This window comes from Antarcticimicrobium luteum, assembly GCF_004358185.1.
GTDB classification, from domain to species: Bacteria; Pseudomonadota; Alphaproteobacteria; order Rhodobacterales; family Rhodobacteraceae; genus Antarcticimicrobium; species Antarcticimicrobium luteum.
Map to the genome: position 1 here is coordinate 38729 of NZ_SMUV01000059.1, position 20686 is coordinate 59414.

Consider the following 20686-nt stretch of genomic DNA (forward strand, 5'->3'; position numbering starts at 1 on the left):
GCTCTGAAATGGCCGGAATTCCGCACGATCACTACGAGCCCAAGACCAGCGGCGAAAAGTGGCTTCACAGCCGCCTGCCGATTGTCGGGCTGCTTTACGACACCATCATGATCCCCACCCCCAAGAACCTGAACTGGTGGTGGATCTGGGGCATTGTCCTGGCCTTCTGCCTGGTCCTGCAAATCGTCACCGGCATCGTCCTGGTGATGCATTACACCCCCAGCGCCGATCTGGCCTTTGCCAGCGTCGAGCACATCATGCGCAACGTGAACGGTGGCCATATGCTGCGCTACCTGCACGCCAACGGCGCCTCGCTGTTCTTTGTCGCCGTCTACATCCACCTGTTCCGCGGGCTGTTCTACGGCTCGTACAAGGCCCCGCGCGAGATCACCTGGATCATCGGGATGCTGATCTTCGTCGCCATGATGGCCACCGGCTTCATGGGCTACGTGCTGCCCTGGGGGCAGATGTCGTTCTGGGGCGCCACGGTGATCACCGGCCTGTTCGGCGCGATCCCCTTCATCGGCGAGTCGATCCAGACCTGGCTGCTGGGCGGCCCGGCGGTGGACAATGCCACGCTGAACCGCTTCTTCTCGCTGCACTACCTGCTGCCCTTCGTGATCGCGGCGCTGGTCGTCGTGCATATCTGGGCCTTCCACACCACCGGCAACAACAACCCCACCGGGGTCGAGGTGCGCCGCGGCTCCAAGGAAGAGGTCAAGAAGGACACGCTGCCGTTCTGGCCCTATTTCGTGATCAAGGATCTGTTCGCGCTGGCCGTGGTGCTGACCGTGTTCTGGGCGGTGGTCGGGTTCATGCCGAACTACCTGGGTCACCCCGATAACTATCTCGAGGCAAACCCGCTGGTGACGCCGGCGCATATCGTGCCGGAATGGTACTTCCTGCCGTTCTACGCGATCCTGCGCGCCTTCACCTCCGAGGTCTGGGTGGTGCAGTTCGCCTCCTTCATCACCGGCGGTATCGTCGACGCCAAGTTCTTCGGCGTGCTGGCGATGTTCGGCGCGATCCTCGTGATGGCGCTGACCCCCTGGCTCGATACCTCCTCGGTGCGCTCGGGCAAGTTCCGGCCGATGTTCAAATGGTGGTTCTATCTGCTGATCATCGACTTCATGGCGCTGATGTGGCTGGGCGCCATGCCGGCCCAAGAGCCCTATGCCTCCTTCTCGCTGATCGCCTCGGCCTATTGGTTCGCCTATTTCCTGATCATCCTGCCGATCCTCGGCGTGATCGAGAAACCCGGCGAAATCCCCGCCACCATCGAGGACGACTTCGAGGCGCATTACGGCAAATCCTCGGACGCCTCCGCGCCCGCAGCCACCCCCGCCGAGTAAGAAAAGGGACCGGATAAGATGTTCAAGAAACTTGCAATCGGTGCCGTCCTTGCCCTGGCCCCTGTCGCGTCTCTCGCGGCCGGTGGCGGCGGGCATGTAGAGGATTACTCCTTCTCCTTCGAAGGGCCTTTCGGCAAATACGACACCAACCAGCTCCAGCGCGGGCTGCAGATCTATACCGAGGTCTGCGCCGCCTGCCACGGGCTGAAACAGGTGCCGATCCGCACCCTTGCGGATGAAGGCGGCCCGAGCCTCCCCGAGGATCAGGTCCGCGCCTATGCGGCCCAGACCTTCGAGGTGTTCGACCCCGAGCTGGAGGATTTCCGCCCGGCAAAACCGACCGACCATTTCCCGGCCAACACCGCGGCCGGCGCCCCCGACCTCAGCCTGATGGCCAAGTCGCGCGCCGGGTTCCACGGCCCTTACGGCACCGGGATCAACCAGCTGTTCAAGGGCATCGGCGGACCGGAGTACATCGCTTCGATCCTGGCCGGTTACGAAGAGGCCCCGGATTGCGCTCCCGAGGATTTCAACGGCTACTACAACACCGTTTTCGCCCCCGGCGGCTATCCGGACGAGTGCAAGATCTATGACGAGCATGGGGTCGAGATCGGCCGCAAGGCGCCTGGATCGTGGATCGCCATGGCGCCGCCGCTCGCGGGCGAGGATGTGGAATTCGCCGACGGCCACTCGAACGAGCTGCATCACGAGGCGCAGGATGTTGCCGCCTTCCTGATGTGGGCGGCCGAGCCCAAGATGATGGCGCGCAAGCAGGCCGGCCTGGTCGGCGTCATCTTCCTGACCATCCTGTCGGTGCTGCTCTATCTCACCAACAAGCGTCTCTGGGCGCCGGTCAAGGGCAAGCGCGACGACGCCTGATCCGGGCCTGACAGGCACAACAGACATCGAACCCCCGCCCCACCGGCGGGGGTTTTTCGTTGCGGGGCGCAACCTGCGACACTGGCTCAGACGCCGCTCCGAGCCCGTTTCCCCGGCGCGGAACAAGGCCGAAGGCCACCGCTTGTCTGACGTACGCTCGCCAATCGGATGTCGTCCGGATTTGGCTGCCATAAAGTGCGCCGAGCGAAGGTTGCGGCGCCAGACCCCGGTCCGGCGCCTGCGCGGCTCGCTCTACGTGTTCATCGCGAGGCAACCGATCGGACCGGGTGTCCTGAGACCAGGCTACTCCACCGCCACCCGCGGACGGCCGCTGGCCTCGGCGGTGAGCATCGCCTCGACAAAGACCGCCCGCGCCTCCACCTGCGCGGTACGGATGTCGCGGGCGGTGCTCACATGGATGCCTTCGGCCCCGGCGGCGCGGGCGGCCGCCTCTGCCTCCTGCCGCAGGGCCGCCTCCAGCCGGTCCATCGCCGCCTCCGGGTCCGGGAAATCCTCCGGGCCTTGCGCCAGATGGGCCCGGAACCGGCCCTCCGACGGGGCGGTGACGGTGCCGCTGCGCCGCACTGTCACCCGGCCCACCACCGCGCCGATGGCGTTGGCCACCCCGGCGTGCGGCGGCAGGATCATCCGGCAGCGCAGCCGCGCCCCCACCGCCGGATAATAGCTGGCGGCAGAGGCGCCCAGCCCCACCACATCCACGTTCAGCGCCGCATCCAGCGCCAGCAACCCGCGATGGCCCTCCAGCCCCCGGCGCAGCAGCACGTGCCGCGCCAGGTCGGCCGGCGGCAGGTCAAAGGCATCGCCCTCCTCGGCAAACGCAGCCTCTAACAGCGCCGATACGGTCTGCTCGGTCAATTGATCGACGATCATCCGGGCCAGATGATCCGCCCCGGGGGCAAGCGGCCCGCCGCCGCCGGTGCGCTTGCGCGCCATCAGCTCCAGCGCCATCCGCGCCGCCGCCGCATCCCAGGTGTCGAGCCTGCCCAGACCGTGGCTCGCGTCCGTCGGGGTCACCCCGGCCAGCTGTACCAGCCCCCGGCTCACCAGCCGGTCCAGCGCGCCCTGGTCCATCCGGGTCCGCAACAGCCGCGCCAGCGGCAGCACATCGCCGCCCAGCCGGTCCAGCAGCGCCGCCTCGCGCGGGCTCAGCCCCTCCGGCGCCAGCCCCGGCACCGCCCGGGCAAAGCGGGCGTCATGTTCGCCCGGCACCGGACTGCGCAGCTGTGCCTCCAGCGCCGCGCGCACCCCCGCGCCACCCTCGGCCGAGATCAGCGCGATCGGCAGCACCCGGCGCGGGCCCAGCGTGACGCGGCCCGCCAGCCCCTCGGAGCGCAGCCGCACCTCGCTGTCGCCGCCCAGCCCGCTGGTGCGCATCGCCACCGCCTCGACCATGGTGCGATGGCCGCCCACCTGGGCACCGTCCGGGTCGATGGCGGGCCGTCCACCCCGGATCAGGGCCACATCCGTGGTGGTTCCGCCGATGTCCGAGACCAGCGCCTCCTCGGCTCCGGTCAGCCAGCGCGCGCCCACGATGGAGGCGGCGGGTCCGCTGAGGATCGTCTCGATCGGCCGGGCGCGGGCCTGCTCCGCGCTCATCAGTGCGCCGTCGCCGCGCACCACCATCAGCGGCGCGGTCACCCCGATCTCGGTCAGGACATCACCGGCCCGGCCGATCAGCCGGTCGATCATGCCGATCAGTCGCGCGTTCAGCACCGCGGTCACCGCCCGTTTCGGCCCGTTCAGCCGCGCCGAAAGCTGGTGCGAACAGCTCACCGGCCGCCCGGTCCGCGCCGCGATGATCCGCGCCGCGGCCAGTTCATGGCCTGGGTTGCGGGTGGCGAACTGTCCTGCCACCGCATAGCCCGACACGCCGGATTCAGTCTCTAAAAAGGCGTTCAGGGCCTCCAGATCCAGCGCCGCGGCCTCGGCGCCGGCATGGCTGTGGCCACCGGCGATGACCGCCGCCGGATCGCCCGCCAGCGCCTCGCGCAGATCGGGCCGCTCCAGTGTGGCGGGCCGGAATCCGATCAGAACCAGTGCCACGCGCCCGCCCTGGCCCTCGACCAGCGCATTGGTCGCCAGCGTCGTCGACAACGCCGCCAGCCCGACCTCGCGCGGGTCCACTCCGGCCTGTTCCAGCGCCGCGCGCACCGCCTCGCCCACGCCGATGGCCAGGTCGTGGCGCGTGGTCAGCGCCTTGGCGCTGGCCACCACCTCGGCCTCGTCGCGGATCAGCACCGCGTCGGTATAGGTTCCGCCCGTATCCACGCCCAGCGCCAGCGCCATGCCCGATAATCCCTTGTTAGTCTCTGTTTTTCACCGCCCGGTCAGCCGCCCCACCGCCCAGCGCGCCGCATCCGCGACCGCCGGGCTGGAATCGCCGGTCAGCCCGCGCGCCACCCCGGCCAGCGCCGCATCGCCCGAATTGCCGATGGCGTAAAGCACATTGCGCACGAAGCGATCCCGCCCGATCCGCTTGATCGGGCTGCCAGAGAACAGCGCCCGGAACCCGGCATCGTCCAATTGCGCCAGATCGGCCAGCTTCGGCGCCGCCAGATCCGCCCGCGCGGCATAGCGCATGTCGCTGGCCGCCACCGCGAACTTGTTCCAGGGACAGGCCGCCAGACAATCGTCGCAGCCATAGATCCGGTTGCCGAGCTTCTCGCGCAGCTCCAGGTCTATCGGCCCGTGATGCTCGATGGTCAGGTAAGAGATGCAGCGCCGCGCGTCGAGCTGGTAGGGCGCCGGAAAGGCATCGGTCGGGCAGGCATCCAGACAGGCCCGGCACGACCCGCAATGATCCCGCTCCGGCGCGTGCGCGGGCAGATCGAGCGTGGTGAAAACAGAGCCTAAAAAGGCCCAGTTTCCGAATTCCCGGCTGACCAGATTGGTATGCTTGCCCTGCCATCCCAGCCCGGCGGCCTGCGCCAACGCCTTTTCCGGCACCGGCGCGGTATCGACAAAGACCTTGACCTCGGGCCTGTCCGCCGTCTGCGCCGGGAGCGGCACCCACTTGCCGGTACCTGCATCGCGGTTGCCGCCCTTCTCCACGGTTTCGATCAGCCAGCGCGCCAGCCGTTTCAGCCGTTTCTTAACGATGTCGTGGTAATCGCGGTTCTGCGCATAGACCGAAATGGCGCCGCAATCGCGCCGGTCCAGGATCGCACGCGGATCATGGTCGGGGGTGTAGCTTTCGGCCAGCATCAGGACCGAGCGCGCCTCGGGCCAGAGCGCATGGGGATCGCCGCGCCAGTGCATCCGCTCCGCCATCCAGCCCATCTGGCCATGATAGCCGGCCTCGACAAAGCCGGCGAGGCGGCCGGGCACCTCCGGCACGTCCCAGGGGCGGCAGATGCGGGCGGCGACGAATCCCTCCTCCCGCGCCTGCGCCAGCAGACGCGCCTTCAGCCCATATGTCGCATCATCGTCCAAACCTACCTCGCCGGGGTGGCGGCGCCCTGTCGCCTGCCCGCCAAAAGGGCCCAGCGCGGGGCGGAAATCAACCCCCGCCGGGGCTTGCACGCGGCTCGCGCGCCGCGCATCTAAGGGGGATGAGCAACACGCTTCTTTGTCTTGGCGCGGGATACTGCGCGCGGGCGCTGGCCCGCCATCCATGCCTGGCGCGGGGCTGGCGCATCCTTGGCACCACGCGGTCCGCGGACTCTGCCGCCGCGCTGGAGGCGCAGGGTATCACCCCGCTGATCTGGTCCGGCACCGGCCCGCTGCCGGCGCTGGATCAGGCCAGCCATCTGCTGATCTCCGCCGCGCCGGGGCCCGCGGGCGATCCGGTGCTTGCCGCGCTGGGCGATCAGATCGCGCAACGTGCCGCGCAGCTGCACTGGGTCGGCTATCTTTCGACCACCGGCGTCTATGGCGACCATCAGGGCGGCTGGGTCGATGAGGACACCCCCCTTGCCCCCGCCACCGAGCGCGGCAGGGCGCGGGTGGGGGCCGAGGCGCAATGGGCCGCGATCCCCGGTCTGCCGCTGCATATCTTTCGCCTCGCCGGCATCTACGGCCCCGGTCGCGGACCGTTCGAGAAGGTCCGCACCGGCACCGCGCGGCGCATCGTCAAACCGGGCCAGGTGTTCTCCCGCGCCCACGTGGAGGACATCGCACAGGTGCTCGCCGCCTCGCTGCTGCATCCGCGTCCCGGCGCCGTCTACAATGTCTGCGACGACGATCCCGCCCCGCCCGAGGAGGTGATCGCCGAGGCCGCCCGTCTTCTGGACCTGCCGCTGCCGCCGGCGGAAGATTTCGAAACCGCCGCGATGACCCCGATGGCGCGCAGCTTCTATGCCGAGAGCAAGAAGGTCAGCAACAACCGCATCAAGCGCGAGCTGGGCGTGCGCCTGCGCTATCCCACCTACCGCGAGGGGTTGGCGGCGCTGCTGGACCAGGACGGCGACGCATGAGCGGTGGCAGCCGGCCCCACAGCCTGACCGCCCTGCTCGACGCGCTGGATGCGGCGGCCACCGGTCCCAGCGTCAGCGTCGCCGACATGCTGGAACAGATAGGCGAACGTTCCTTCACGCCGATCATCCTGGCCGTCGCGGTGCTGCTGGTTTCGCCCGCCTCGGGCATTCCGGGCGTGCCGACGCTGTCGGCGCTGCTGATCGTTCTGGTGGGGGTTCAGGGGTTGGCGCGGCGGCGGCACCTCTGGCTGCCCGGCGCGCTGATGCGGCGGCGGATCGCGGCGGGGCGCCTGCGCCGCGCCACCGCCTGGCTGCGCCGCCCGGCGGCCTGGATCGACCGCCATTCCCACACCCGCCTGCGCGGCCTCACCCGCGGCCCGGCGCGGCTGGCGGCCTTCACCCTGTGCACCCTGATCCCGATGATGTGGCCGATGCTGGAGCTGGTGCCCTTCGTCACCTCCATCGGCGCCGGCGCGGTGGCGCTGATCGCCTTCGGCCTGCTCACCCATGACGGGCTCTATGTGCTGCTGGGCTATGCCATGTGCGGCGCGATGGCCGCGGCGGCGGTGGCGGTGGTGGGGGGCTGAAAGAGACGAGGGGCGCGCCGGCCCGCGGGGTGGCGCGGTCGCGCCGCCCCAGGGTGGCGGGTCGGCGCGGCCCGGCGTAAACGCCGGGCAGTTCCTGATAACCCCAGCGGTGATCGGATGGGATTACGCCCGCTTCCCCGCGATCGACGCCACGCCCAGAACCTCCAGCACCCTGGCCTCGATCTGCGCGGCGTTCATCCCGGCCACCGCGTACATGTCCTCGGCGCTGGCCTGGTCGATGAAACTGTCCGGCAGCACCATCGAGCGGTATTTGAACCCGCCGTCGAACACCCCCGCCTCGGCCAGAAGCTGCGCGACATGGCTGCCAAAGCCGCCCAGCGCGCCCTCTTCGATGGTGATCAGCGCCTCGTGCCGTGCGACGAGCCGCAGGATCAGATCGCGGTCCAGCGGTTTGGCGAACCGCGCGTCGGCCACCGTCGGCGCGATCCCCCGCGCCGAGAGCGCCTCGGCGGCTTTCAACACCTCGGCCAGACGGGTGCCAAAGGACAGGATCGCCACCCGGTCGCCTTCGCGGACCACGCGGCCCTTGCCGATCTCCAGCACCTCGCCGCGCTCGGGCATCTCCACCCCGACCCCTTCCCCGCGCGGATAGCGAAAGGCGATGGGTCCGTCGTCATGCGCGGCGGCGGTGGCGACCATATGTTTCAGCTCGGCCTCGTCGGCGGCGGCCATCACCACCATGCCCGGCAGGTTGGCCATATAGGCGATGTCAAAGGCGCCCGCATGGGTGGCCCCGTCGGCCCCCACCAGCCCGGCCCGGTCGATGGCAAAGCGCACCGGCAGCCGCTGGATCGCCACGTCATGCACCACCTGGTCATAGCCGCGCTGCAAGAACGTCGAATACATCGCGCAAAAGGGTTTCATCCCCCCCGCCGCCAGCGCGGCGGCAAAGGTCACCCCGTGCTGCTCGGCGATGCCCACGTCGAAACAGCGCGACGGGTAGCGTTCGGCAAACAGGTTGAGGCCGGTGCCATCCGGCATCGCCGCCGTCACCGCCACGATCTTGTCGTCGCGCGCCGCCTCCTCGACCAGAGTCTTGCCAAAGACCGAGGTATAGCTCGGCGCGTTCGACGGCATCTTCTTCTGCTCGCCGGTCACCACGTCGAATTTGCCGGTGGCATGGCCCCTGTCGCGGGCCTGTTCGGCCGGAGCGTACCCCTTGCCCTTCTTGGTCAGCGCATGGATCAGGATCGGCCCGGTGCCCCGGGCCTTGACCATCCGCAGGATCGGCAGGATCTGGTGCAGGTCGTGCCCGTCGATCGGCCCGATATAGGAAAACCCCAGCGCCTCGAACAGCGTGCCGCCCATCGCCATGCCCTTGAGCATGTCCTTGGCCCGCTTGGCGCCCTCGCGCAGCGGCTCGGGCAGCAGGCTCACCGCGCCCTTGGCGGCCGCCTTCAGTTCCTGGAACGGCTCCTCGGCATACAGCCGCGACAGGTACGACGACAGCGCGCCGACCGGGGGCGCGATGCTCATCTCATTGTCGTTGAGGATGACGATCATCCGCTTTTTCAGGTGGCCCGCGTTGTTCATCGCCTCAAAGGCCATGCCCGCGCTCATCGCGCCGTCGCCGATCACAGCGATCGCATCGCCCAGCCCCTCGGGCACCACCCCGCCCAGATCGCGCGCCACGGCAAAGCCCAAAGCGGCGCTGATCGAGGTCGAACTATGCGCCGCCCCGAACGGGTCATAGGGGCTCTCGCTGCGCTTGGTGAACCCGCTCAGGCCCCCCTTCTGCCGCAGGGTGCGGATGCGGTCGCGCCGCCCGGTCAGGATCTTATGCGGATAACATTGGTGGCCGACGTCCCAGATCACCTTGTCGCGCGGCGTGTCGAACACCGCGTGCAGCGCCACGGTAAGCTCGACCACCCCCAGCCCGGCACCCAGATGCCCGCCGGTCACGCTGACCGCCGCGATGGTCTCGGCGCGCAGTTCGGCGGCCAGCTGGATCAGCTGTCCGTCGCTCAGCCGCTTCATGTCGGCCGGGCTCTCGATCCCGTCCAGCAGCGGTGTGTTCGGTCGGTCTGGCATCTGCGCCTCCTTCGGGGGCAGGGACTAGCTGTCGCGCGAGATAACGAAGCGCGCGGCCTCCCGCAAGGGATCGGCCTGCGCGCCGTAGGCTTCCAGCGCCGCCTCGGCCGCCTCCGCCAGCTCTTTGGCCCGGGATCGCGCGCCCTCAAGCCCCAGCAGAGAAACAAAGGTCGCTTTGCCCGCCTCGGCATCCTTGCGCAGGCGTTTGCCCGCCTTTTCCGCATCGCCCTCTTCATCCAAGATGTCGTCGGCGATCTGAAAGGCAAGGCCCAGCGCACCCGCATATCGGGCAAGGGGCGCGGTCTCCGCCCCGGCCAGCCGCGCCCCGGCGCAGGCCGCCCATTCGATCAGCGCCCCGGTCTTGCCCGCCTGCAGCCGGGTGATCTGCTCCAGCGACAGCGGCGCGGGGGCCTCTTCCGCGGCAATATCCAGCGCCTGTCCCAGCACCATGCCCCGCGCCCCCGAGGCGCGCGCGAGGCTCAGCGCCAGATCGGCCCGCACGGCCGCCGGCCCGCAGTCCTCATGCGCCGCCAGCTCGAAGGCCAGCGCCTGCAGCGCGTCGCCGGCCAGCACCGCGGTGCCCTCGTTCCATTTCACATGCACCGTGGGACGGCCGCGGCGCAGATCGTCGTCGTCCATGCAGGGCAGATCGTCATGCACGAGGGAATAGGCATGCAGCGCCTCGATCGCGCAGGCGGGCCAGATCGCCCGCTCCGGGCCCACGCCATGCAGCCGCGCCCCCTCCAGCACCAGAAACCCGCGCAGCCGCTTTCCGCCCGCGGTCGCATAGGCCATCGCCTGCGCCACCGGCAGGGCATCGAGCCCGGCCAGAACCTGATCGAAATGCGCCTGGATGCGCGCCGCATCCCCGGCCAGCCGGTCCGCGAACATTTACGCGCCTTCGACCGGTGTCGTGCCCGTCGGGTTGCCGTCCGTGTCCAGCGTGATCGCCGCCACCTTTTCCTCGGCGCGCTTCAGCTCGTCCTCGCACCGCTTCTTCAACTGCGCGCCCCGCTCATACAGCGTGATTGATTCCTCCAGCGCCACCTCGCCGCGCTCCAGCCGGTCGACCACCGTCTCCAGCTCTTTCATCGCCTGTTCAAAGCTCATCTCTTGGACGGGGGTATCAGTCATGTCGCGGCCTTTATCAGTTCTTCCACATGGCACTTTGCCAGCCTGGCAAGCGTGTTCAGATCATACCCGCCTTCGAGAGTCGAGACGATGCGCCCGCCGCATAATTCCTCGGCCAGATCGCACAGATGCGCGGTGATCCAGATGTAATCCTCATCCTCCCAGAGAAGCTGCGCCAGCGGGTCGTCGCGGTGGGCGTCGAACCCGGCCGAGATCACGATCAGCTCGGGGCGGAACGCCCGCAGCCGCGCGGTCGCCGGCCCGCTCCAGGCGGCGCGCATCTCGGCGCTGCCGCTGCCTGGTGGCAGGGGCAGGTTCAGCACGTTGTTGTGCCCGCCGGTCTCATCCGCCATGCCGGTGCCGGGCCAGAGCGGCACCTGCTGGCTGGTGATCACCAGCGCGCGCGGCTCGCCGCTCAGCAACTCCTGCGTGCCGTTGCCGTGATGCACGTCGAAATCCACCACCGCCACGCGCGCCAGCCGGTGATGGTCCAGCGCGTATTGCGCCGCCAGCGCGGCGGTGCCGAACAGGCAGAATCCCATCGGTGTCTCGGCCTCGGCATGGTGCCCCGGCGGACGGGTGGCGCAAAAGGCATTGCCGACCTCGCCGCCCAGCACCATGTCGACGGCCCGTAGCGCGCCGCCGACCCCGCGATAGGCCGCCTGCAACGATCCGGGCGACATCCAGGTGTCGGCGTCCAGCTGCACGATCCCCTCTTCGGGCAGCGTATCGCGCAGCTCGTCCAGATAGGATTTCGGATGCAGCCGCAGCACATCGTCCTCGGCGGCCAGCGGCGCGGTCACCCGTTTCAGATCCAGCGGTTCCAGCGCATTCAGCACATGCTCCAGCCGCGCCACCTGTTCGGGATGGCCCTCGGGCGTGACATGCGCAAGGCAGTCGGCATGGGTGATCAGGGCGGTGGTCATCGGCTCTCCCAAATGATCGCGCGGCGTCTCCCGCGTCTTTTTCTGGCTGAAAATATTCCTGCCCGAGGCCTGAAATCGCCGCGCGGCGGTCCGCACCCTCAGTCCGGCGCCAGCATATAGCCCGCCCCGCGCACGGTCTGCAAATAGCGCGGCTGTTTCGGGTCCGGCTCGATCTTGCGCCGCAGCCGGGTGATCTGCACATCCACCGCGCGTTCCTGCGCCTGGCCGCGGTCGCGGCCCAGATCCTCGACCAGCTTGGCGCGGCTCACCGGCTCGCCGGGGCAGGCGGAAAAGATCCGCATCAGCTGGCTCTCGGTCGCGGTCAGCCGCACCAGCGCCTCGCCCTGCCACATCTCGCCGCGCTCGATATCATAGCGGATCGGCCCCAGATGCAGGATCTTCGGCACCGTCTGCGCCGCCGGGATGTCGGGCATCCGCCGCAGGATCGCATTGATCCTGAGCAGCAGTTCCTTGGGCTCGAACGGCTTGGCCAGGTAATCGTCGGCGCCCGCCTCCAGCCCGGCGATGCGATGCTCGGTCTCGCCCCGCGCGGTCAGCAGCAGGATCGGCGTGTCGAGTGTTTCGCGCAGCGCCCGCGTCAGGCTCACGCCGTCCTCGCCGGGCATCATCACATCCATCACGATCAGGTCGAACTCCAGCCCCGCCAGCACCCGCCGCGCGTGTTGCGCGTCGCGCGCTGCGGTCACAAGAAAGCCGTGCCGCATCAAGAACTTGCGAAGCAGATCACGGATCCGCTCGTCGTCGTCCACGATCAGCAGGTGCGCGTCCATTCCGCTCATCCGACGGTATCCCTCAGCCGGGTATAGGCGCGGCGCATATCGGCATCCATCATCGCCTCCAGCACCCTGCGGAACCCCGCCACCGCCTCCGGCCCGGCATCGCGGAAGGCGGCGCGCATCCGGGCGCGCTGGGCGTCGGACAGCTGCGCCTCCAGCTCGTGACCGGCCTCGGTCAGATAGAGATGCCGCTCGCGCTTGTCGAGGTTGCCGACCCGGCTCTCCACCAGCCCGTCGGCAATCAGCGTCCGCAGCACCCGGTTCAGCGATTGCTTGGTCACGCCCAGGATCGCCAGCAGATTGTTCACCGTGGTCCCCGGCGCGCGGTTGATGAAGTGGATCGCCCGATGATGCGCCCGGCCATAGGACATGTCGGCCAGAATGCGGTCAGGGTCGGCGGTAAAGCCGCGATAGGCAAAGAACATCGCCTCGATGCCCTGCCGCAATTGCTCGTCGGTGAGGAACAGCAGGTTTTCGCCGCTATGGACCTGTGCCGTTCGCCCGTCCGTCATGGTCGTCTCCCCCACTGCTCCTGCGCATTCTTCGAGTTTACGTCAGTCTTGTTGACATTCCAAGACCGAACCGGTATCGAATCGCATCTTTTGCGCAACTTTATGTCCGTTTCGGACGTAACTATGCAACAAACGGAAACCACGCAAGCAGATGGAGAGCGTGACATGTCGGGATATGATGACCGCGACGGCAAGATCTGGATGGATGGCGAGCTGATCGACTGGCGCGAGGCGAACGTACATATTCTGACCCACGCGATGCACTACGCGTCCTCGGTGTTCGAGGGCGAGCGCTGCTATAACGGCAAGATATTCAAGGGCGTGGAGCACTCCAGGCGCCTGCGCAACTCGGCGCAGCTGCTGGACATGGAGATCCCCTATTCGGTCGAGGAGATCGAGGCGGCCAAATACGCCATGCTCGCGGCCAACGGTTGGACCGACGCCTATGTGCGTGCGGTGGCCTGGCGCGGCGCCGGCGAGGATATGGGCGTCTCGGCCGCCCGCAACCCGGTGCGCCTGGCGGTGGCCGGCTGGGAATGGGGCGCCTATTACGGCGACGCCAAGATGAAGGGCGCCAAGCTCGACATCTCCAAATGGAAACGTCCCAGCCCCGAAACCATCCCGGTCAACGCCAAGGCCGCCGGCCTCTACATGATCTGCACCATGTCCAAGCACGCGGCCGAGGCCAAGGGCTGTTCGGACGCGCTGTTCATGGACTACCGCGGCTATGTGGCCGAGGCGACCGGCGCCAATATCTTCTTCGTCAAGGACGGCGAGGTGCATACGCCGCTGCCGGACTGTTTCCTCAACGGCATCACCCGCCAGACCGTGATCGGCATGCTGGAGGAGAAGGGCATCAAGGTGCACGAGCGGCATATCGAGCCGGGCGAGCTGGAAAGCTTCGAACAATGCTGGCTGACCGGCACCGCCGCCGAGGTCACCCCGGTGGGCCAGATCGGTGACTATACCTTCGAGGTCGGCGCCCTGACCCGCGACATCGCCGAGAGCTACGAGAAACTGGTGCGCAGCTGACGGCCAGCGCCCTATCCGGTTATTTTTGCACAGAAAAAGCAGGGGGCGTTTCGGCGCCCCCTTTCGTTTGTGCGGCGTTGAGGAGGGGCGCGCCCGGCCCTGCGGCCGGGCGATCGGCAGACTGTCGGAGCGAAAGCAGGCGGCGTTTACCCCACCAGCGCCGCCGATTTCCCCAGCTTCTCCAGCATGTCCAGACAGGCCTGCATCTGGTCGAGGCTGACGAACTCGTCCGGCTTGTGGGCCTGCTCGATCGAGCCCGGCCCGCAGACCACCACCGACAGGCCCAGTTTCTGGAACAGCCCGGCCTCGGTGCCGAAGGGCACCACATGCGCCCCGTTCGCCCCCACCAGCCGCGCCACGAGATCGCGCGCGGCGTTGTCGTCCATCGGGATCAGGCCGGCGACCTCGCCGATCACCTCGGTCTCTATCCAGGCCTCGTCGCAGACCGCGCGCATCGCCGGCAACAGCTCGTGATCGACATAGGCCGCCACCGCCTCCTTGACGAAATCGACGTCGCCGTCCTGTACCGGGCGCATTTCCCATTCGACCTCGGCCTTGCCGGCGATCACGTTATGCGCCACCCCGCCGCTGATCCGCCCCACGTTCAGTGTTGTCCAGGGCGGGTCGAACCGGCCGTCGCCGGGCGCCCGCAGCATCAGCGCCTGGCGCAGCTCCATCAGCCGCGTGACATAGCGCGCCGCATATTCCGCCGCGTTTACCCCCCGCTCGGGCGACGATCCGTGCCCCTCCAGCCCGGAAAACCGCACGGTATATTCGCAACAGCCCTTGTGCCCCTCGATCACCTGCATCGAGGTCGGCTCGCCGATCACCGCCATCGACGGACGCAGCCCGCGTTTCTCCAGCTCGGGCACCAGCGTGCGGGCGCCAAGGCAGCCGACCTCCTCGTCATAGGTAAAGGCGAAATGCACCGGGCGGCGCAGTTTGGCCTGCGCATAGGTTGGCGCCATCGCCGTGGCGGCGGCGATGAACCCCTTCATGTCGCAACTGCCGCGCCCGAAAAGCCGCCCGTCCTCGGCCCGCAGCGCAAAGGGATCGCTGCTCCAGTCCTGGTCGGCCACCGGAACCACATCGGTATGGCCGGACAGCACGATGCCCCCCGGCGCCTCCGGCCCGATGGTGGCGAACAGGTTGGCCTTCTGCCCGGTCTGGTCGCGGAAAAGATCCACCCGCGCGCCGCTGTCCTCCAGCCGCTGCGCCAGATCGGCGATCAGCGCCAGGTTGCTCTCCGCCGACACCGTCGGATAGGAAATCAGCCGCTCCAGCAGCGCCACGCTCTCGTTCAGCCGCGTGCTCATGGCTTGACGAACATCTTTCTGGGGCGGTCGCAGAAGGTCTCGGCCGGACCCTCGTCGCGGATCAGGATGCTCTCGGTGATCTCCAGCCCCCAGTCGAACATCCACAGCCCCGGCATGAAATGAAAGGTCATCCCCGGCTCCAGCACGGTCTCGTCCTCGGCCCGCAGCGAGATGGTGCGCTCGCCCCAGTCGGGCGGATAGCTCAGCCCGATCGGATAGCCGCAGCGCGCGCCGCGTTCGATCCCGGCCCGCTCCAGCGGCTCGGCCAGCGCATTGGCGATGTCACAGGCGCGGTTGCCCGGCCGCGCCGCCTCCAACCCGGCCTCCAGCCCCTCGATCAGCGCCGCCTCGGCCCGCAACAGGAAATCCGGCGGTGTGCCCAGAAAGATCGTGCGGCAGAACGGCGTGTGATACCGCCGGTAACAGCCCGAGACCTCGAAGAACGTCGCATGTCCGTTCTCGAACGGGCGCCCGTCCCAGGTCAGATGCGGCGCGGCGGCATCCGGCCCCGATGGCAGCAGCGGCACAATCGCCGGGTAATCGCCCCAGGCCCCCTCGACGCCGCGAATCGCATCGCGGAAGATCTCGGCAACCACCTCGTTCTTGGGAACGCCCGGCTCGACCCGCTCAAGCAGCCCGTCGACGATCTTTTCCGAAATCGCCGCCGCCTTGCGCATAAAGGCGATCTCCTCGCCCGATTTCACGCCGCGCTGCCAGTTCACCAGCCCGGTGGCATCGACCCAGAACACCTGCGACAGCGTGGTCGAGAGGGTCTCGAACGCCTTGGCGGAGAAATAGTAATTGTCCATCTCCAGCCCGACCCGGCCCTGTTCCAGCCCCAGCCCGGCCAGCCGCGCCGACAGATCCTGCATCGGGTGACGCTCGCTCGACTGCACGTAATTGTCGGCATAGCTCCAGATCCGGTCCTCCGGCATCCAGACCGTGCGCACCGCGCCGTTGGCGTCCTGGTTGCGGCCCCACCAGATCGGATCCTGATCCGGAAGGACGATCACCCCCTGGTGCACATAAAATGACCATCCGTCGTATCCGGTCAGCCAGGCCTGATTCGACGGATCGGTGACGAACAGCGCATCAAGGCCCCGTTCGGCCATCTCTCGGCGCGTCAAATTCAGCCGCCGCTGGTATTCTGCACTGGAAAACGGCAGGTCAATCACACTCATTTCGCGCCTCGTGAATCTGTCATGGAACCGGCCCATATGGGCACAACGCGCCGCCCCCGCAAATTTTTTTTTGCCCAGTGCAGAGCGCGCGAAACGGCAATGTGCCCTGATTAAGAAAGCGGCGCCGCATCATGTTGTGGAGTCGGGTTTTTCACCCACTATAGAGGCCCTCCCGACCGCTTCCGAATAGGACCGATCGGGGCATTTTTTAGTAAACGGGTTGCGCTACGGGCGCTAACAGGCTTTATTTCCTTATAGAAAGCGGCGCAGACCGCAGCATAACGATTACACGGGGAGCCACTCTTGGCCGATACATCAAGCAACGATGCGTTCGTAGAGTTCGAGCGTGTGCAGAAGAGCTATGATGGCGAAACTTTAGTCGTCAAAGATCTCAACTTGAAAATGCCGAAGGGCGAGTTTCTGACGATGCTTGGCCCCTCAGGCTCCGGCAAGACCACCTGCCTGATGATGCTGGCCGGGTTCGAAACCGCCACCCATGGCGAGATCAAGCTCGACGGACGGCCGATCAACAACATCCCGCCGCACAAGCGCGGCATCGGCATGGTGTTCCAGAACTACGCCCTGTTCCCGCACATGACGATCAACGAAAACCTGAGCTTTCCGCTCGAGGTTCGCAAGATCGGCAAGTCCGACCGCGAGGCCAAGGTCAAGCGGGCGCTCGACATGGTCGAGATGGGCGATTTCGGCGGCCGTCGCCCGGCGCAGCTTTCGGGCGGTCAGCAGCAGCGGATCGCGCTGGCCCGCGCCCTGGTGTTCGAGCCCGAGCTGGTGCTGATGGACGAACCGCTGGGCGCGCTCGACAAGCAGTTGCGCGAAAAGATGCAGTTCGAGATCACCGACCTGGCACACCGTCTGGGCATTACCGTGGTCTACGTGACCCACGACCAGACCGAGGCGCTGACCATGTCCGACCGGGTCGCGGTGTTCGACGATGGCCGCATCCAGCAGATCGCGCCGCCGGACGAGCTTTATGAAAGCCCGCAAAACAGTTTCGTGGCCCAGTTCATCGGCGAGAACAACACGCTCGAAGGCACCGTCAAGGAACTCAGCGAGAATCTGGCGCTGGTCGAGCTTGACGACGGTGAGGTGATCGACTGCATGCCGGTCAACGTCAACAAGGTGGGTGACCGAACCAAGGTTTCGATCCGCCCCGAGCGCGTCGAATTCCAGAAGGACCGCCTGCAGGAAGGGGCGCATCTGCTCAAGGCGACGGTCAAGGAATTCATCTATATGGGCGACGTGTTCCGCACACGTCTGAGCGTTGCCGGCAATGATGATTTCATTATCAAGTCGCGCAATGCCCCGGACCAGGTCCGGCTGAAGCCGGGCGAACAGATCGAGATCGGCTGGCTTCCGCAGGATTGCCGGGCGCTCGACGCCTAGCGGCACGGATGTGCCGCAACCCCGGCAGACAGACCGGGGAGGAACAAGGAAACGCGAAAACCACAACGCGAAAACCACAAGGAGAGTCTTATATCATGAAAACCAAGTTTATTGCTGCGCTGGCTGCCAGCACGGCGCTGCTCGCCCCGATGGCGATGGCCGAGGAAATGGCCAATGACATGACCCTGGTCAGCTGGGGCGGTGCCTACCAGAAATCCCAGGTCAACGCCTATTCCGCGCCCTACATGGAAATGCACCCCGACGTTAAGGTCGTGTGGGACGAAAGCTCGAACGAGGCGGTGGCCAAGCTGCGCGCCATGAACGAGGCCGGCAACGTCACCTGGGATCTGGTCGATGTGGTCGCCGCCGATGCCATCCGCCTGTGCGACGAAGGCCTGGCGATGGAAATCGACCCCGACAAGGATCTGGCCGCGGCACCCGACGGCACCTCGGCCGCGGATGATTTCGGCGACCTGCTGGTGTCCGACTGCTTCATCCCGCAGATCGTCTATTCGACCACCTTCGGCTATCGCACCGACCTGGTCGGCGACACCCCGCCGGATGACATCTGCGACGTGTTCGACCTCGAGGCCTACCCGGGCAAGCGCGCCCTGGAAAAGCGTCCGATCAACAACATGGAGTGGGCACTGCTCTGCGATGGCGTCGCCAAGGACGAGGTCTATGACGTGCTGGCCACCCCCGAGGGGCAGGAAAAGGCCCTCGCCAAGCTCGGCACCATCAAGGACAACGTGATCTGGTGGTCCGCCGGCGCCGACACGCCGCAGCTGCTCGCCGATGGCGAAGTGGTGATGGGCTCGACCTACAACGGTCGTCTGTTCTCGGTCATCGAAGAGCAGAAGCAGCCGGTCGCCATGCTGTGGGACGCGCAGGTGTTCGACCTGGACGGCTGGATCATTCCCGCCGGTCTGCCGGCCGACCGTCTGGCCAGGGTCAAGGACTTCCTGATGTTCGCCACCGACACCCAGCGTCTGGCGGATCAGGCCAAGTATATCTCCTACGGCCCGGCCCGTGCCTCCTCGGCGCCGCTGGTTGGCCAACATGCCGATCTGGGCATCGAGATGGCGCCGCACATGCCGACCGACCCCAACAACGCCAAGAACACGTTCCTCTATAACTACGAGTTCTGGGCAGACTACCGCGACGACATCGACGCCAAGTTCCAGGCGTGGCTGGCCAAGTAAGGCCCTGTCGTAACGATTGACGGATGGGCCCGGACGCCGGGCCCATCCCCCCGCTCTGCCGGGGGGCTCTGCCCAGAGTGGCGGCACTGATCCCCGCAGGACAATCGCCCCGACCGAATACTCCGGGGCACGGAACTTGAACGCCGCGCGGCCGGCAGCGCCATCATCGTGGCGGAGGGCACAGACATGAGCGATCTCAAGAGCACCGGTCCCCAGACGGCCGACGCACCCACCCCCGAAGACGCGCTGCACGAGGCCGCCGCATACGCCGCGCGGGAGCAGGTGCACGCTCCCGGCGGTCCGGCCGACGGCCCGGTTCTGGCCGCCGACGGCACCCCGCTCAAACGCAGCCTGAACCGCGCCCTCAGGCGGCAGAAAATGCGCGCCCTGGCTCTGATCGCGCCGCTGCTGATCTTTGTGCTGCTGACCTTCATCGCGCCGATCGCCGACATGCTGTTCCGCTCGGTCGAGAACCAGATCGTGTCCGAAACGCTGCCCGAAACCGTCGTCGCACTGGCCGACTGGGATTCCGAGGCGGGCGCGCCGCCCGCCGAACCGGTGTTCGCGGCACTCTACGTCGATCTCTTCTTCGCCGAGGCGCAAAAACTGCACACCCGACTCGGCACTCGCCTGAACTACGAGAAAACCGGCGTGTCGTCGCTGTTCCGCAAGACCGGCCGCCGCGTCGGCCGCTTCGACACCGATACCTATACCGACCAGATCACCGCGCTCGACCCGGGCTGGGCGGAACCGGCGACTTGGGTGGCGATGATGCAAAACAACGGCAACCGCGCCGCGCTGCCGCTGACCGCCCGCGCCTGGGATCGCTGGACCGCCTACCTCGCGTCCGAGGGTGACGATCCCGCGAAAGAGGATATCGAGGATGTCCTCTTCACCACGCTCTACCTCGACCTGGTTGCAACCGGCGGCAGCGGCGCCGCCGACGCCCGCATCGCCCAGGCCGCCGCCGCGGTTGGCGGGTTTGAAACCGTCACCCTGTCGGAACAGTTCGCCGCTGCCGACAAGGACTGGCTGGACCCCGAGGTCTGGGGCACGATCAAGGCCTTTGCGCCGAATTATACCGCCGGCTATTTCCTGAACTCCGTGGACATGCAGAAAACCCCCCACGGCATCGAGGCGCGGCCCGAGAACCAGCAGATCTACATGATGCTGTTCAAGCGGACCATCTTCATGTCGATCATGATCACGCTGTCCTGCATCCTGCTGGGCTATCCCGTGGCCTGGATCCTGGCCAACCTGCCGACGCGCACGGCCAACCTGCTGATGATCCTGGTGCTGCTGCCGTTCTGGACCTCGCTGCTGGTGCGGACCTCGGCCTGGAAGGTGATGCTGCAACAACAGGGCGTGATCAACGACACGCTGGTCTGGCTCGGCATCGTGGCCGACGATTCGCGCCTGGTGATGATCAACAACCAGTTCGGCACCATCGTGGCGATGACGCATATCCTGCTGCCGTTCATGATCCTGCCGCTCTATTCGGTGATGCAGACGATCCAGCCGACCTATCTGCGGGCGGCAAAATCGCTGGGCGCGACCAACTGGACCGCCTTCTGGCGGGTCTATTTCCCGCAAAGCGTGCCGGGGATCGGCGCGGGCTCGATCCTCGTCTTCATCCTGTCGATCGGCTATTACATCACGCCCGAGATTGTCGGCGGCACCACCGGGACATTCATCTCGAACCGGATCGCCTATCACATCTCGTCCTCGCTCAACTGGGGGCTGGCCGCCGCGCTCGGCTCGATCCTGCTGGCGGTCGTGATGCTGCTCTACTGGGTCTACGACAAGATCGTCGGCATCGATAACGTGAAGCTGGGGTAGCGCGATGAATACCAAGATCGAAACCTGCCCCCGCCCCGCC

The 20686-nt window shown here is 67.1% G+C and carries 18 protein-coding genes; 8 read left to right on the forward strand and 10 right to left on the reverse strand.

What is annotated here, in order from left to right:
- Positions 1–8: 8 nt before the first annotated feature.
- On the forward strand, positions 9–1352 hold the full coding sequence (gene petB / locus E1832_RS07635) for a cytochrome b (protein WP_133359144.1): 1344 nt from the start codon (positions 9–11) through the stop codon (positions 1350–1352).
- 18 nt (positions 1353–1370) lie between these two features.
- The gene (locus tag E1832_RS07640; protein WP_133359145.1) at positions 1371–2231 is read left to right on the forward strand and encodes a cytochrome c1; all 861 of its coding nucleotides are present in this window, start codon (positions 1371–1373) and stop codon (positions 2229–2231) included.
- 303 nt (positions 2232–2534) lie between these two features.
- Here the strand turns inward: E1832_RS07640 and E1832_RS07645 are convergent, their stop codons facing one another.
- Positions 2535–4538 (reverse strand): hydantoinase/oxoprolinase family protein, encoded by a 2004-nt coding sequence (locus E1832_RS07645; RefSeq protein WP_133359146.1) that lies wholly within the window; start codon positions 4536–4538, stop codon positions 2535–2537.
- Positions 4539–4568: 30 nt separating this feature from the next.
- Positions 4569–5684: a tRNA epoxyqueuosine(34) reductase QueG gene (gene queG / locus E1832_RS07650; protein ID WP_133359147.1), complete on the reverse strand. Its 1116-nt coding sequence runs from the start codon at positions 5682–5684 to the stop codon at positions 4569–4571.
- A 119-nt stretch (positions 5685–5803) separates the two neighbouring features.
- On the opposite strand from queG, the gene E1832_RS07655 reads away from it, so the two are divergent.
- Together E1832_RS07655 and E1832_RS07660 are read left to right on the forward strand one after the other, a co-directional pair.
- Entirely contained in the window at positions 5804–6667 is an 864-nt protein-coding gene (locus E1832_RS07655; RefSeq protein WP_133359148.1) for an SDR family oxidoreductase, read from the forward strand.
- On the forward strand, positions 6664–7254 hold the full coding sequence (locus E1832_RS07660) for an exopolysaccharide biosynthesis protein (protein WP_133359149.1): 591 nt from the start codon (positions 6664–6666) through the stop codon (positions 7252–7254). The genes E1832_RS07655 and E1832_RS07660 overlap by 4 nt, the downstream gene beginning before the upstream one ends.
- A 123-nt stretch (positions 7255–7377) precedes the next feature.
- Here E1832_RS07660 and dxs read toward each other — a convergent pair whose 3' ends face one another.
- The 6 genes from dxs to E1832_RS07690 all read right to left on the reverse strand — a co-directional run bounded on the left by dxs (position 7378) and on the right by E1832_RS07690 (position 12672).
- Positions 7378–9306 (reverse strand): 1-deoxy-D-xylulose-5-phosphate synthase, encoded by a 1929-nt coding sequence (gene dxs, locus E1832_RS07665; RefSeq protein WP_133359150.1) that lies wholly within the window; start codon positions 9304–9306, stop codon positions 7378–7380.
- Positions 9307–9330: 24 nt separating this feature from the next.
- Entirely contained in the window at positions 9331–10197 is an 867-nt protein-coding gene (locus tag E1832_RS07670; RefSeq protein WP_133359151.1) for a polyprenyl synthetase family protein, read from the reverse strand.
- Positions 10198–10440, reverse strand: a complete 243-nt coding sequence (locus E1832_RS07675; RefSeq protein WP_133359152.1) for an exodeoxyribonuclease VII small subunit — start codon at positions 10438–10440, stop codon at positions 10198–10200. It lies immediately after the preceding gene.
- Complete coding sequence (locus E1832_RS07680) at positions 10437–11363, reverse strand: histone deacetylase family protein (RefSeq protein WP_133359153.1); 927 nt, start codon at positions 11361–11363, stop codon at positions 10437–10439. The genes E1832_RS07675 and E1832_RS07680 overlap by 4 nt, the downstream gene beginning before the upstream one ends.
- A gap of 98 nt (positions 11364–11461) precedes the next feature.
- Positions 11462–12163 carry a response regulator gene (locus E1832_RS07685; protein WP_133359154.1) on the reverse strand — a complete coding sequence of 234 codons (702 nt, stop codon included), beginning with the start codon at positions 12161–12163 and terminating at the stop codon, positions 11462–11464.
- The gene (locus E1832_RS07690; protein WP_133359155.1) at positions 12160–12672 is read right to left on the reverse strand and encodes a MarR family winged helix-turn-helix transcriptional regulator; all 513 of its coding nucleotides are present in this window, start codon (positions 12670–12672) and stop codon (positions 12160–12162) included. The genes E1832_RS07685 and E1832_RS07690 overlap by 4 nt, the downstream gene beginning before the upstream one ends.
- Before the next feature lie 165 nt (positions 12673–12837).
- Here E1832_RS07690 and E1832_RS07695 point away from each other — a divergent pair, with 165 nt between their 5' ends.
- The gene (locus tag E1832_RS07695; protein WP_133359156.1) at positions 12838–13704 is read left to right on the forward strand and encodes a branched-chain amino acid aminotransferase; all 867 of its coding nucleotides are present in this window, start codon (positions 12838–12840) and stop codon (positions 13702–13704) included.
- A gap of 146 nt (positions 13705–13850) precedes the next feature.
- On the opposite strand, the gene argE is transcribed toward E1832_RS07695, so the two are convergent.
- Positions 13851–15020, reverse strand: a complete 1170-nt coding sequence (argE, locus tag E1832_RS07700; RefSeq protein ID WP_133359157.1) for an acetylornithine deacetylase — start codon at positions 15018–15020, stop codon at positions 13851–13853.
- Positions 15017–16201, reverse strand: coding sequence for a M24 family metallopeptidase (locus E1832_RS07705; protein ID WP_133359158.1), 1185 nt, complete (start codon positions 16199–16201; stop codon positions 15017–15019). The genes argE and E1832_RS07705 overlap by 4 nt, the downstream gene beginning before the upstream one ends.
- Before the next feature lie 303 nt (positions 16202–16504).
- On the opposite strand from E1832_RS07705, the gene E1832_RS07710 reads away from it, so the two are divergent.
- From E1832_RS07710 to E1832_RS07720, 3 genes are all read left to right on the forward strand, one after another.
- The gene (locus E1832_RS07710; protein ID WP_133359159.1) at positions 16505–17605 is read left to right on the forward strand and encodes an ABC transporter ATP-binding protein; all 1101 of its coding nucleotides are present in this window, start codon (positions 16505–16507) and stop codon (positions 17603–17605) included.
- Between the two features lie 95 nt (positions 17606–17700).
- Entirely contained in the window at positions 17701–18807 is a 1107-nt protein-coding gene (locus E1832_RS07715; RefSeq protein WP_133359160.1) for an extracellular solute-binding protein, read from the forward strand.
- A gap of 186 nt (positions 18808–18993) precedes the next feature.
- Positions 18994–20646 carry an ABC transporter permease gene (locus E1832_RS07720; RefSeq protein ID WP_133359161.1) on the forward strand — a complete coding sequence of 551 codons (1653 nt, stop codon included), beginning with the start codon at positions 18994–18996 and terminating at the stop codon, positions 20644–20646.
- Positions 20647–20686 lie beyond the last annotated feature (40 nt).

Bases quoted from the DNA above. Each gene is read 5' to 3' on its own strand.
- petB (WP_133359144.1), top strand. From the start codon at position 9: ATGGCCGGAATTCCGCACGATCACTACGAGCCCAAGACCAGCGGCGAA.
- dxs (WP_133359150.1), bottom strand. From the start codon at position 9,306: ATGCCAGACCGACCGAACACACCGCTGCTGGACGGGATCGAGAGCCCG.
- E1832_RS07690 (WP_133359155.1), bottom strand. From the start codon at position 12,672: ATGACGGACGGGCGAACGGCACAGGTCCATAGCGGCGAAAACCTGCTG.
- argE (WP_133359157.1), bottom strand. From the start codon at position 15,020: ATGAGCACGCGGCTGAACGAGAGCGTGGCGCTGCTGGAGCGGCTGATT.
- E1832_RS07640 (WP_133359145.1), top strand. From the start codon at position 1,371: ATGTTCAAGAAACTTGCAATCGGTGCCGTCCTTGCCCTGGCCCCTGTC.
- E1832_RS07655 (WP_133359148.1), top strand. From the start codon at position 5,804: ATGAGCAACACGCTTCTTTGTCTTGGCGCGGGATACTGCGCGCGGGCG.
- E1832_RS07720 (WP_133359161.1), top strand. From the start codon at position 18,994: ATGAGCGATCTCAAGAGCACCGGTCCCCAGACGGCCGACGCACCCACC.
- E1832_RS07715 (WP_133359160.1), top strand. From the start codon at position 17,701: ATGAAAACCAAGTTTATTGCTGCGCTGGCTGCCAGCACGGCGCTGCTC.
- E1832_RS07675 (WP_133359152.1), bottom strand. From the start codon at position 10,440: ATGACTGATACCCCCGTCCAAGAGATGAGCTTTGAACAGGCGATGAAA.
- E1832_RS07660 (WP_133359149.1), top strand. From the start codon at position 6,664: ATGAGCGGTGGCAGCCGGCCCCACAGCCTGACCGCCCTGCTCGACGCG.
- E1832_RS07680 (WP_133359153.1), bottom strand. From the start codon at position 11,363: ATGACCACCGCCCTGATCACCCATGCCGACTGCCTTGCGCATGTCACG.
- E1832_RS07705 (WP_133359158.1), bottom strand. From the start codon at position 16,201: ATGAGTGTGATTGACCTGCCGTTTTCCAGTGCAGAATACCAGCGGCGG.
- E1832_RS07645 (WP_133359146.1), bottom strand. From the start codon at position 4,538: ATGGCGCTGGCGCTGGGCGTGGATACGGGCGGAACCTATACCGACGCG.
- E1832_RS07685 (WP_133359154.1), bottom strand. From the start codon at position 12,163: ATGAGCGGAATGGACGCGCACCTGCTGATCGTGGACGACGACGAGCGG.
- E1832_RS07670 (WP_133359151.1), bottom strand. From the start codon at position 10,197: ATGTTCGCGGACCGGCTGGCCGGGGATGCGGCGCGCATCCAGGCGCAT.
- E1832_RS07695 (WP_133359156.1), top strand. From the start codon at position 12,838: ATGTCGGGATATGATGACCGCGACGGCAAGATCTGGATGGATGGCGAG.